13 protein-coding genes are annotated in these 11,745 nt (G+C 69.8%); 7 read left to right on the forward strand and 6 right to left on the reverse strand.

Going from position 1 to position 11,745, the window contains the following annotated elements:
- Positions 1-145: 145 nt before the first annotated feature.
- Both ACFWW9_RS43670 and menD read right to left on the reverse strand, forming a co-directional pair.
- Positions 146-1,648 (reverse strand): M1 family metallopeptidase, encoded by a 1,503-nt coding sequence (locus ACFWW9_RS43670; RefSeq protein ID WP_390389118.1) that lies wholly within the window; start codon positions 1,646-1,648, stop codon positions 146-148.
- 52 nt (positions 1,649-1,700) lie between these two features.
- On the reverse strand, positions 1,701-3,344 hold the full coding sequence (menD, locus tag ACFWW9_RS43675; protein ID WP_390389120.1) for a 2-succinyl-5-enolpyruvyl-6-hydroxy-3-cyclohexene-1-carboxylic-acid synthase: 1,644 nt from the start codon (positions 3,342-3,344) through the stop codon (positions 1,701-1,703).
- An 18-nt stretch (positions 3,345-3,362) separates the two neighbouring features.
- Between menD and ACFWW9_RS43680 the strand changes: the two genes are divergently transcribed.
- The 4 genes from ACFWW9_RS43680 (at position 3,363) to ACFWW9_RS43695 (ending at position 7,750) form a co-directional block, all read left to right on the forward strand.
- Complete coding sequence (locus ACFWW9_RS43680; protein ID WP_390389122.1) at positions 3,363-4,277, forward strand: 1,4-dihydroxy-2-naphthoyl-CoA synthase; 915 nt, start codon at positions 3,363-3,365, stop codon at positions 4,275-4,277.
- Positions 4,277-5,368: an o-succinylbenzoate--CoA ligase gene (menE, locus tag ACFWW9_RS43685; RefSeq protein WP_390389124.1), complete on the forward strand. Its 1,092-nt coding sequence runs from the start codon at positions 4,277-4,279 to the stop codon at positions 5,366-5,368. Before ACFWW9_RS43680 ends, menE begins: the two co-directional genes overlap by 1 nt.
- A 42-nt stretch (positions 5,369-5,410) precedes the next feature.
- Positions 5,411-6,157 carry a hypothetical protein gene (locus tag ACFWW9_RS43690; RefSeq protein ID WP_390389125.1) on the forward strand — a complete coding sequence of 249 codons (747 nt, stop codon included), beginning with the start codon at positions 5,411-5,413 and terminating at the stop codon, positions 6,155-6,157.
- Positions 6,158-6,877: 720 nt separating this feature from the next.
- Positions 6,878-7,750 carry a 1,4-dihydroxy-2-naphthoate polyprenyltransferase gene (locus ACFWW9_RS43695; protein ID WP_390389127.1) on the forward strand — a complete coding sequence of 291 codons (873 nt, stop codon included), beginning with the start codon at positions 6,878-6,880 and terminating at the stop codon, positions 7,748-7,750.
- Between the two features lies 1 nt (position 7,751).
- Here ACFWW9_RS43695 and ACFWW9_RS43700 read toward each other — a convergent pair whose 3' ends face one another.
- Both ACFWW9_RS43700 and ACFWW9_RS43705 read right to left on the reverse strand, forming a co-directional pair.
- A complete protein-coding gene (locus ACFWW9_RS43700; protein ID WP_390389129.1) occupies positions 7,752-8,147 on the reverse strand; it encodes a hypothetical protein in 396 nt (131 codons plus the stop codon).
- A 61-nt stretch (positions 8,148-8,208) separates the two neighbouring features.
- The gene (locus ACFWW9_RS43705) at positions 8,209-9,297 is read right to left on the reverse strand and encodes a PLP-dependent cysteine synthase family protein (RefSeq protein WP_390389131.1); all 1,089 of its coding nucleotides are present in this window, start codon (positions 9,295-9,297) and stop codon (positions 8,209-8,211) included.
- Positions 9,298-9,330: 33 nt separating this feature from the next.
- Between ACFWW9_RS43705 and ACFWW9_RS43710 the strand changes: the two genes are divergently transcribed.
- Positions 9,331-10,317: an ADP-ribosylglycohydrolase family protein gene (locus ACFWW9_RS43710; protein ID WP_390389133.1), complete on the forward strand. Its 987-nt coding sequence runs from the start codon at positions 9,331-9,333 to the stop codon at positions 10,315-10,317.
- A 13-nt stretch (positions 10,318-10,330) separates the two neighbouring features.
- On the opposite strand, the gene ACFWW9_RS43715 is transcribed toward ACFWW9_RS43710, so the two are convergent.
- A complete protein-coding gene (locus ACFWW9_RS43715) occupies positions 10,331-10,606 on the reverse strand; it encodes a DUF4229 domain-containing protein (protein WP_390389134.1) in 276 nt (91 codons plus the stop codon).
- Positions 10,607-10,617: 11 nt separating this feature from the next.
- A complete protein-coding gene (locus ACFWW9_RS43720; RefSeq protein ID WP_390389136.1) occupies positions 10,618-11,094 on the reverse strand; it encodes an Lrp/AsnC family transcriptional regulator in 477 nt (158 codons plus the stop codon).
- A 156-nt stretch (positions 11,095-11,250) separates the two neighbouring features.
- On the opposite strand from ACFWW9_RS43720, the gene ACFWW9_RS43725 reads away from it, so the two are divergent.
- Together ACFWW9_RS43725 and ACFWW9_RS43730 are read left to right on the forward strand one after the other, a co-directional pair.
- Positions 11,251-11,469 (forward strand): BldC family transcriptional regulator, encoded by a 219-nt coding sequence (locus tag ACFWW9_RS43725; RefSeq protein ID WP_259628570.1) that lies wholly within the window; start codon positions 11,251-11,253, stop codon positions 11,467-11,469.
- 58 nt (positions 11,470-11,527) lie between these two features.
- Entirely contained in the window at positions 11,528-11,713 is a 186-nt protein-coding gene (locus tag ACFWW9_RS43730; protein WP_390389139.1) for a hypothetical protein, read from the forward strand.
- Positions 11,714-11,745: the final 32 nt, after the last annotated feature.

Genomic DNA, 11,745 nt, shown 5'->3' on the forward strand with positions numbered 1-11,745 from the left:
CGCTTTGTCAAGGCGTCTTTCCAGCCTTGACAAAGCGAAAAAGGGTGGGATAATTGGCGCAATCGGGGGTTAGCCCCCAAACACAAACCCACCTCAAGAACCCCGTCGGGCACCCCCTGTCGGAAGGGGGCACCCGACGGGAGCATCACCGCTCCGACTTCGCGAGCAACTCGTGCGTCTCCTTGATCTTCTGTCGCGACTTGGGCTCAACAACAGCCTTCTTAGCCGCCACACCAACAGCCGCAGCACCAGGAGCAGCCGCAGGCTTCCCCTTGGTGAACAACCACGTGGCAAACAGATCATCAAGCTGCTTACCAGAAACCCGCTCAGCCAACGCCACGAACTGCGGAATGGAAGCATCACTGTACTCGTGCTGCTTCGTCCACTTCTTCAAAATAGCGAAGAAGTCCTCATCCCCAACAGCCACCCGCAAAGCCTGCAACGTCAACGCCCCACGGTCATAAACAGCCCCGTCGAACTGGTTGGCCGCTCCAGGATCCCCAGGCAACACATCCCAGAACGGATCATCAGCCGCATACGAGTCGTACACGAAATCCGAGTTCTCCTGAGCAGTACCTTCCCCTACATGCTCAGACCACAACCACTCGGCATAACTGGCGAACCCTTCGTTCAGCCAGATGTCCTTCCACCCGTGCACAGACACCGAGTCACCAAACCACTGGTGAGCCAGCTCGTGCGCGACAACATAAGTGTTCCCACCCCGACGCCAAAACGCCGTGTCATAGTTCGGCCGAGTCTGGTTCTCCAACGCGAACCCGATCCCCCCGGACACCACCCCACCCTGAGCCTCAAACGGATAAGGCCCAAAATTCCCAGCCTCGAACTCCAAAATCTCCGGAGTCCGCTCCACACTAGCCTTGGCAGCCCCTTCGAACTCCCCAAGCCCCTCCGCGTAAGCGTTAACCACCGGCAACCCGGACGGCGAAGTAGACTGCCGAATCTCGAACTGCCCAATCGACACAAACGTCGAATACGTGTTCTGCGGCTTAGTACTACGCCAGTTCCACCGAGTCCACCCGTTGATCTGCTTGGTGGTCCCGGTCAACCTCCCGTTCGAGATCACCTCCACCCCATCCGGCACAGCCACCGACACGTCGAACGTCGCCTTGTCCGTCGGGTGGTTGTTGCTCGGGTACCACCACGGCGCGATGTCGGGTTCGTCGATCGCCAACGCCCCGACCGCCGTGCGCTTCCACGCCGTGTACCCGTCGACCGATTTCGTCGACGGCGAGTCGGAGTACGTCACGACCACGGTGATGTCGCTGCCCTTGGCCAGCGTCCCCTTCGGGTCGACGACCAGTTCACCGCCGTCCTGGGTGAAGGACGCGACCTTGTTGTTCACCCGCACCGACGAGACCTTCAGCAGGAAGTCCAGGTTGAACTTCGACAGGTCCTGGGTGGCTTTCGCGAGAATCGTCGTCGTCCCCGACAGGTTGTCGGTGGTCGGCTGGTAGCTGAGCCGGATGTCGTAGTGGAGGGCGTTGTACCCGCCATTTCCCGAGTTGGGGTAGTAAGGATCACCGATTCCGGGTGCTCCTGGCGCCGCGGCGGCGCTGGCCGGACCCGCGAGCAACGCGAGGGTGCACGCCGTCGCCGCCCCGACCGTGATCTTCGCTCTGATGGACATGGCAGGAAAGTAGCCACCCCGGAAGGCCTCGAATACCCCCGTACGTAGGCTCCTACGGAGTGGAACCGGTTGAGACGGCGAGCCGCAATCTGGCGTGCAAAGCACGCAATCCGGAACGATTCGTACGAATCTCCACAACTCTGATTCCCACAGGCGGCCCCAGCGCCTCACGGAATTCGGCAGCACTTTCCACCAAGAGATGCGGAACCCGGTAGCCCCCACACAACGCCGCCAAGTCCATCCCGTGCGGCGTACCGAAAACCCGCTCGAACGACGCGGCGTGCTCAGGCCCACCCTGCTCCAGCAGCGAGAAGATCCCGCCCCCGTCGTCGTTGAGCACCACGATCGTCAGATCCGGCCGCTGCTCCTCCGGCCCGATCAGCAGCCCGTTCAGGTCGTGCAGGAACGTCAGGTCGCCGACCAACGCGAACCCCGCCCCGTGCACCAACGCCAATCCGATCGCGGTCGACAGACTGCCGTCGATACCCGCCCCACCGCGGTTGGCGTGCACGACAAGATCCGCCCGCGGATGCGCGACCAGGTCCACATCGCGCACCGGGTTCGACGACCCGAGGAACAGCAGCGACCCCCACGGCAACGCCGCGACCAGCTCACGCGCGACGTGCAGCCCCGTCGGCCACGGCTCGTCGGCCAACACCTCGTCCACCAGCGAAGCGGCCATCTTGTCGGCCTCCTGCCACGCGGCCAGCCACTCGGGGTCGACCTCCACCTCACCCTCGACCAGTTCGGTCGACGTGTGGGTCGCGGCGAACGCCGGGTCCGGCCAGTCCAGGTCCGGCGACAGGACGTGCACCACGGGCGTCCGCGAGATCAGCTTGAGGACCCCGCGCGACAGCGTCGCCCGTCCCACGACCAGCACCGCGCTCGGCCGCAGCTCCTTCGGCAGCTCACCGGCGTTCAGCAGCAGCGTCCCGTGCCGCAGCACCGGGCCGTCCGACCCGGCGGTCGGCTCCGCGACGATCGGCCACCCCGCGTGCCACGCCAGCTCGGCGGTCTCCCCCACGAGCGAGTCGCCCACGACCACGAGCGTCCGCGGCCCGAGGTGCTCGACGGTCGACGACGACACGACCGACCGGGTTTCCACGCGGGTCCACGGCACGTCGAAGTGCCTGCCGTCCAACGCCTCCGGCCAGTCCTCGTCGTGGTCGGGCACCAGCGGCTCGCGCAGCGGGACGTTGACGTGCAGCGGCCTGCCCGAGCGGGCGGTCGCGACCGCCCGGCACACCAGCGACCGCCACATCCCGTTCTGGCCCGCGCGGCGCTCGGCCACCGGCAGGTGCAGCGTGTCCGTCGCGGCCCCGAAGATCCCGTGCTGGTCCACGGTCTGGCTGGCCCCGGTCCGGTACAGCTCGACCGGGCGGTCGGCCGTGATCACCAGCAGTGCGGTGCCCGAGTAGCGGGCTTCCAGGACGGCCGGGTGCAGGTTCGCGACGGCCGTGCCGGACGTGCAGACCACGGCCGTGACACCGCCCGCCTTCGCCAGGCCCAGCGCGAGGAACCCCGCGTCGCGCTCGTCGATCCGGACGTGCAGCGTCAAGCGTTCGGCCACCGCGGCGGCGTGCAGGGCGAAGGACAGCGGCGCGTTGCGCGAGCCGGGACTCAGCACCACGTGCCGGACGCCGTTCCGGACGAGTTCGTCGACGAGCACCATGGCCTGCGCGGTGGACGGGTTCACCCCCCTATTGTCCCTTGCGTGGCAGACCAGGAGATCTCCGAGCTGTTCGACCCGTCCAGGTGGAAGCCCGTCCCCGGCTTCGAGTCCCTCACGGACATCACCTACCACCGCGCGGTGGACCAGGGCACGGTGCGGATCGCGTTCAACCGGCCCGAGGTGCGCAACGCGTTCCGCCCGCACACCGTCGACGAGCTGCACCGCGCGCTGGACCACGCCCGCATGTCGTCCGACGTCGGCTGCGTGCTCCTCACCGGCAACGGGCCGTCGGTCCGCGACGGCGGGTGGGCGTTCTGCTCCGGCGGTGACCAGCGGATTCGCGGCCGCAGCGGGTACCAGTACGCCGACGGCGAGACCGCCGACACCGTGGACCCGGCGCGCGCGGGACGGCTGCACATCCTGGAGTGCCAGCGGCTGATCCGGTTCATGCCGAAGGTCGTCATCGCCGTGGTGCCGGGGTGGGCCGCGGGCGGCGGGCACAGCCTGCACGTGGTGTGCGACCTCACGATCGCGAGCGCCGAGCACGCCAAGTTCAAGCAGACCGACGCGGACGTCGGCAGCTTCGACGGCGGCTACGGGTCCGCGTACCTGGCCCGGCAGGTGGGGCAGAAGTACGCGCGCGAGATCTTCTTCCTCGGCCGCACGTACAGCGCCGCCGACATGCAGCGGATGGGCGCGGTGAACGAGGTCGTGCCGCACGCCGAGCTGGAGAACACCGCGCTCCAGTGGGCGCGGGAGATCAACGGGAAGTCGCCGACCGCGCAGCGGATGCTGAAGTACTCGTTCAACCTGATCGACGACGGGCTGGTGGGCCAGCAGATCTTCGCGGGCGAGACCACCCGGCTGGCGTACATGACCGACGAGGCCGTGGAGGGGCGCGACGCGTTCCTGGAGAAGCGGACCCCCGACTGGTCCGACTTCCCCTACTACTTCTGATGGCCGACGTCGTCGAGGCCGTGCCCGTCCCGCTGCTGCTGGAACGGCTGCGCGCCGCGCTGGACGGGACCGGGCCCGCGGTGCTGCCGGTGGCGGCCGGTGCGGTCGTGGAGCCGACGCCGCTGGACGGCTGGGAGCGGGACGCGGCGCTGGTGATTGCCACGTCCGGCTCGTCCGGCACGCCCAAGTCCGTGCTGCTGTCCGCCGCCGCGCTGCGGGCGTCCGCCGAGGCCACGCACGCGCGGCTCGGCGGGGCCGGGCGGTGGCTGCTGGCGCTGCCCGCCACGCACATCGCGGGCGTGCAGGTGCTGGTCCGGTCGCTGGTGGCCGGGACGACGCCGGTCGTGCTTGACCTCGCGCCGGGGTTCCGGGCGTCGACGTTCCTCGACGCCGCCCGGCGGCTGCTGGCCACGCCGGGGCCGCACTACACCGCGCTGGTGCCGACGCAGCTGGCCCGGCTGCTGGCCGACGGCGTGGACGTGCTGCGGTCGTTCGACGGCGTGCTGCTCGGCGGCGCGGCGACCCCGTTGCCACTGCTGGAGGAGGCGCGGGCGGCCGGGGTGCGGGTGGTGACGACGTACGGGATGAGCGAGACGTCCGGCGGGTGCGTGTACGACGGCTTGCCGCTGGACGGCGTCCGGCTGCGGCTGGCGCGCGGGCGGATCGAACTGGCCGGGCCGACGCTGGCGCTGGGGTACCGGGGCGAGCGGTTCACCGGGCCGTGGTTCCGGACCGGCGACCTGGGGCAGTTCCGGCCGGACGGCACCCTGGAGGTGCTCGGGCGCGCGGACGACATGATCGTCACGGGTGGGGAGAAGGTGCCTCCGGTGCTGGTCGAACGGGCCATGGCGGCGGTCAGCGGGGTGCGCGAGGTGTGCGTGGTCGGCGTCCCGGACGCCGAGTGGGGGCAGGTCGTCGCGGCCGCCGTCGTGACGACCGGCGAAGCGCCGACCGAGGAGACCTTGCGGGCCGCCGTCCGCGAGTCGGTGGGGCGGACCGCCGTCCCGAAGCGCCTGCTGTTCCTCAAGGAACTCCCCACACGGGGCCCCGGCAAAGTCGACCGCGCCGCGGTGGCCCGCTCGTTCGGGTGACAGCGCGGGCGAGCGGGCCCGACCACCGCTTGGCTCTCTCCAATGTTGAGACGCGCACTGGTGACCGCCGTGGTCCTGCTGACCGCGGCGCAGGCCCTCCCGGCCGAAGCCGCCACCGCCGCCCGCCTGTTCCGGGTCTACGCCACGAGGGAAGGCCTGGTCGGCGGCACGACCGCCAACGGCCACGTCATCCGCGACCGCGACCACTTCGCCGCCCTCCCGTCCCGCCGCGGCCTGTCCGGGCGGGACTCGGGCGACCTGACCGTGCGCGTGTGCGCCACCAACGGCCGCTGCGAATGGGCCCCGGTGTGGGACGTGGGGCCGTGGAACACCAAGGACGACTACTGGAACGACGACCGCGAGATGTGGACCGACCTGCCCGCAGGAAAGCCCCAGGCCCAAGCGGCTTTCGAGGACGACTACAACGGCGGGGCGGACCAGTTCGGCCGTCAGGTGAGCAGCCCGGCGGCGATCGACCTGGCGGACGGGACGTTCTGGGACGGGCTGCGGTTGACCGGCAGTTCGTGGGTGACGGTGCAGTTCTTGTGGACCGGGGACGGGCCTACCGGGGTCGCGCGGGCGTTGACGGTGGTGCGGAACGGGCCGCGGGGTGGGGCGGCCGAGGTGGGGATGGTGGCGGAACACGCTCGGGTGTCGGTGGCGTGTTCGGTCGAGGGGGAGAGCGTGACGGGGACGGAGGGGACGTCCAGCGTCTGGTACCGGCTGTCGACGGGGAAGTACCTCGGGGCGGCGCACTTGGCTGGGGTGCCGGAAGTCGGGGCTTGTTGAGGGTGGGGTTTGACGGGTGGGCTGGGTGAACGGTCCGTTCGGCGGGTTCGGGCGGGTGGGCGGACCGGGTGAACGGACCGTTCGAGGAGTCGGGGGTGGGCTGGTCGCGGGCTGGACTCGATGAACGGACCGTTCACCAGCGCTCGGGCGGCCAAGAACCTGGGTGAACGGTCCATTCAGCAGGTCCGGGCCGGGAACGAGCAGGGTGAAAGGTCCGCTCGGCAGGTTCGATCGGCGGCGGGAGGGATGAGGGGACCGTTCACCAGGTCTCTGCGGGACGTGAGTCGGGGTGAACGGTCCGCTCGGCGGGTTGGCGCGGCGGGTTGGGCTGGGTGAAAGGTCCGTTCGGCGAGTTGGCGCGGGCAGATCGAGTGAACGGTCCATTCAGCAGGTCCCCGCCAGGCATCAGTCCAGGTGAACGGCCCGTTCGGCGGACTAGCGCAGCGGGTGGGTTGAGTGAACGGTCCGTTCGGCGAGTTGGCGCGGCGGGTGAGCTGGGTGAACGGTCCGTTCGGCTGGCTTGGGTGAACGGGCCGTTCGGCGGATGGTGGGAAGCGGTTGGTCGCGCCACTGCCCCGCCCCCGACGAGCCGCCCCACGACCCACACCACCGACATGCCCCCGCCGCGCCGAAAGCCCCCAAGCCCCCCGCCAAGATCGACACCGTCTCGAAACCGGGGTGTTCGCTGTGGTTTGTGTGTCATGGCCGAAGATGGGCGGCATGGCCACAGTCACCCAGTGGGTCGAGGGCACTCGCCCGCGTACGTTGCCGAACTCGATCGCGCCGGTGCTGGTCGGTGCGGGCGCGGCGCAGAACATCGGCGGGTTCTCGTTGACGATGTCGTTGTTGGCGTTGGTGGTGTCCATCGCCCTTCAGATCGGGGTGAACTTCGCCAACGACTACTCCGACGGCATTCGCGGGACCGATGACCACCGGGTTGGGCCGTTTCGGCTGGTCGGGTCGGGTGCGGCTGAGCCGGTGACCGTGCGGAACGCGGCGTTCGCCTGCCTTGGTGTGGCGGCGGTGGCGGGGCTCGTGCTGATCGCGCTCTCCGGGTACTGGTGGCTCGTCGCGTTCGGGGTGCTGTGCATCGCGGGGGCGTGGTTCTACACCGGTGGGTCGAAGCCGTACGGGTATTCGGGGTTCGGCGAGGTCGCCGTGTTCCTGTTCTTCGGGCCCATGGGGGTGCTCGGGACGCTGTTCGTGCAGACCGGCGAGGTGACCGGGATCGGCATCGGGGCCGCGGTGGCGGTCGGGTGCTTCTCCACGGCCGTGCTGGTCGCCAACAACCTGCGGGACATCCCCACGGACAGCGTGACGGGCAAGCGGACGCTCGCGGTGCTGCTCGGCGACCGGGACACCCGCCGCCTCTACCTGGCGCTGGTCGTGGCGCCGTTCCTGATCACGCTGGTGATCGGCGTTCGGGTGCCGGGCGCGCTGCTCGGCCTCCTGGCGCTGCCGCTCGCGGTGCTCGGAGCGAGGCGCGTGGTGCAGGGCAAGACGGGCTTGCAGTTGATCCCGGTGCTGCGCGACACCGGTCTGGCGATGCTGCTGTGGGCGGCCGTCGTCGGTGGCGCGCTCATGCTCAGCTGACCTACCAGGCGTCCTCGGTGATGGCGACGTGGTCGCCGTCCTCGTCGTCCCTCCGCCGCACGGGCGGGGGCTTGGGGGTCTCACCTCGGCACAGGGCGGCGAGGTTCTCGCGGTCGGCGTCCAGCGCGGCGCGCACGCCGGGGTCGTGGCCCGCCTCGCCGCTGAGGACCTGCCGCCAGCTCAGGTGACCGCCCGAGATCCGCCGCTGCAACGCCTGGAGCGCCATCGACGCGGCGGGCGACCTGGCGAACGCGATCACCCGGCGGATGTCGTCGGCCGACGGTTCACGGCCCTGGGCGCGCAGCTTCTCCGCCTGCCTCATCGACCGGTCCGCTTCGGCGATCGACCTGGCCAGGACGTCCTCAGCCGCCAGCACCTCCGCGGTCCGCCAACTCACCGAACATCCCCTTCCGACTGGACACCTGCTGCGACGCAGCAGGTGTCCGTCCCGTTCCCGGCTACCAGACCCCGGTGCGGCGGAACTTCTTCAACCGCTTGAGGTGCGGCGAGAGGTCCATGTCCTGCGCCGCCACCCACTTGTCGTCGTAGTAGGTGTTCGCGTAGCGCTCACCGCCGTCGCACAGCAGCGTCACGACGCTGCCGCGCACCCGCGACGCCCGCATCTCGGCGATGATCTGGAACGCGCCCCACAGGTTCGTGCCGGTCGACCCGCCGACGCGCCTGCCGAGCACGGTCTCGACGTGTCGGATGGCGGCGATCGACGCGGCGTCCGGCACCTTGAACATCCGGTCGATGACCTGCCCGACGAACGACGGCTCGACGCGCGGACGCCCGATGCCCTCGATGCGGGAGCCGCGCGTGCCGACCAGGGTCGGGTCGCTGTCGCACCACGCGTCGAAGAACACCGAGTGCTCCGGGTCCACGACCGCAAGGCGGGTCTTCAGCCTGCGGTAGTGGATGAAGCGGCCGATGGTCGCGCTGGTGCCGCCGGTGCCCGCGCCGACGACGACCCAGTCCGGTTCCGGCGTCGCCTCCAGCTCCATCTGCTGGAAGATCGACTCGGCGATGTTGTTGTTGCCCCGCCAGTCCGTGGCGCGCTCGGCGTGCGTGAACTGGTCCATGTAGTGGCCGTTCAGCTCGGCGGCGAGGCGGCGCGACTCGTCGTAGATGGCGCCGGGCTCGTCCACGAAGTGGCACTTGCCGTCCTGGCGCTCGATCAGGGCGATCTTCTCGGGACTGGTCGAGCGGGGCATGACCGCGATGAACGGCAGGCCCAGCAGCCGGGCGAAGTAGGCCTCGGACACGGCCGTCGAGCCGGACGAGGCCTCGATCACCGGCGTGCCGCCGACCACCCAGCCGTTGCAGATCGCGTACAGGAACAACGACCGCGCGAGGCGGTGCTTCAACGAGCCGGTCGGGTGGGTCGACTCGTCCTTGAGGTACAGGTCGATGCCCCACTCCAGCGGCAGCGGGAAGTGGAGCAGGTGCGTGTCGGCACTGCGGTTCGCGTCGGCGTCGATGATCCGGACGGCCTCGCGGACCCAGTCCCTGGTGCGGCTGCAACATCGGTCAACAGAATTGGTCACGGCGCACGATAACTTCGAGGACACTGATACGCCGTGGACAAGTTTCGCGGGTCACTTCTCGCAGGCGCGGTCGGCGACGCACTGGGCGGCGCCATCGAGTTCGAGCACATCGACGCCATCCGGGCCCGGTTCGGGCCGTCGGGGCTGACCGACTTCGCGCCCGCGTACGGGAAGGTCGGGGCGATCACCGACGACACCCAGATGACGCTCTTCACGCTCGAGGGCCTGGTGACGGCCCGCAAGCACGGCACGGACCCGCTGTGGGACGTGCGGGCCGCCTACGGGCGGTGGCTGCACACGCAGGGCGGTCCCCCGGTCAAGGCCGAGGGCTGGCTGCTGGGGCACCCCGGCCTGTTCTCGCAGCGGGCGCCGGGCACGACCTGCTTGAGCGCGCTGTACGACAAGGACGCGTTCGGCACGACCGGCGACCACATCAACAACTCCAAGGGTTGCGGCGGCGTGATGCGGGCGGCTCCCGTGGCGCTGTGGTCGGAGGACATCGACGAGGTGTTCGCGCTGGCCGCGGGCACGGCGGCGATCACCCACGGGCACCCGAGCGGGTTCCTGTCCGCCGGGGTGCTGGCCGTGGTCGTGCAGCAGCTGCTGGCGGGGGCGTCGCTGGAGGAGGCGACCGCCGAGGCCCGCGGCGAGCTGATCCGGTGGGACGAGCACGAGGAGCAGCTGGAACTGCTGGACCTCGCCGTGCAGCTCAGCGGCCGGGGCAAGCGGCCGACGGCCGAGCTGGTGGAGACGCTGTTCGGCGGCGGCTGGGTCGGCGAGGAGGCGCTGGCGATCGGGCTCTACGCGGCGCTGGCCGCCGAGTCGCTGGAGGACGGGCTGCTGCTGGCGGTGAACATCTCCGGGGACAGCGACTCGACCGGGTCGATCTGCGGCAACATCCTCGGGGCTCGGGACGGCGTCGAGGCGATCCCGGAGCGCTGGCTGGAGGCCGTGGAGCTGGTCGACGTCCTGCACGAGTCGGCCGACGAGGCGGCGTCGACCTTCGGGGTCTACGCCTGAGGCGGCCGGGGCGTCAGGCCGCGGTGGCGTCGCCGGGGGTCTCGCCGCGCAGCTGGGCGCGCAAGCGCTCGCGTTCCACGCGGCGGGCCGCTCCGCGCTCGTTCAGGCCCTCGGCCACGCGCGTGCGCATGCCCTTGAGCACGAACAGCGACAGCGGCAGCGCCACCACGATGCCCACGGCCAGGGCGACCAGCAGCGGGACGTTGACGAGCATCAGCAGCACCGTCACCGCGGCGACCATGCCCAGCCTTGCCAGGACGTACAGCGTCACATCTCGACCCAGGTGCACGGTTCCCCAGGCTACGCGCCGAGGTCTCCCGGCTCGAACGCCGCGTCCGAGGTGTTGGGCCTGCCCTCGAACCTCGTCGACAGCACGACCGTCGTGCGCGTCCTGGCGACGCCGTGGATGCGCCTGAGCCTGCCCAGGGCGCGCTCGAGGTCGTCCACGGTGGCCACCCGCACCTTCACGATGAACGACTCGTCACCGGCCACCCGGTAGCACGACTCGACCTCGATCAGGCGGGCCAGTTCCAGCGCCACGTCGTCGTCGTCCGCGGTGTCGGTGGGGTGGATGCCCACCAGCGCGGTCACGCCCAGTCCGACGGCGCTGGGGTCGACGACGGCGTGGTAGCCGACGATCACGCCGGTGGCCTCCAGCTTGCCCACGCGTTCATGCACAGCTGACGCCGAGAGGCCTACCTTGCGTCCTAGGTCGGCGTACGTGGCGCGGCCGTTCTCGCGCAGCGCGGCGATGATTTGACGATCAAGAGCGTCCACCGGACAAGACTAGGCCCTGCCTGCGGGATGTCCGAACCGCGAACTTCGTCCCTTACTCCCTCTTTACCATCACCCAAGTGTTCGAGTACCTGACGGGTGAGATGCCACGATGCGGGCGGTAAGTCTGATCTGAGGAGGACGATCGTGACCGCGTCCATGCAGGTAAGTCGTCAAAGCGGCCCGGAGCGACTGCTCACGCCAGGTGAGGTCGCCAACCTGTTCCGCGTCGACCCGAAGACGGTGACCCGCTGGGCCACCGCCGGTCGGATCGGTTCGATCCGCACCCCCGGCGGCCATCGCCGGTTCCGCGAGTCCGAGGTTCAGGCGCTGCTCTCGGAGCTCACCACCGAAGCTACCGAACCGGTGCGCCACTGAAGGCTTCCCGTACGTACTCCTGGTCACGAGTAATGTCGTGGCAAAGGAGGTGGCGACCATGCTGTACGTGCTCGCGGCGATCGGTGCGCTCACCGTGTTCATGGTGCTCTGGAAGGCGTTCGGCGCCGACAGGCTCGAAACGGCTCCGCGTGGTCGGGTCATCGCGCCCGATGACGACCCGGACTTCCTCCGGAAGCTCGGTGAGCAGACGAAACGCCGCCCTGAAGAGGGCAAGGACTCCTGAGCACGACCGTGGGCCCTTGGCGAGTTCTCGCC

The organism is Umezawaea sp. NPDC059074 (assembly GCF_042738955.1).
Classification (GTDB): domain Bacteria; phylum Actinomycetota; class Actinomycetes; order Mycobacteriales; family Pseudonocardiaceae; genus Umezawaea.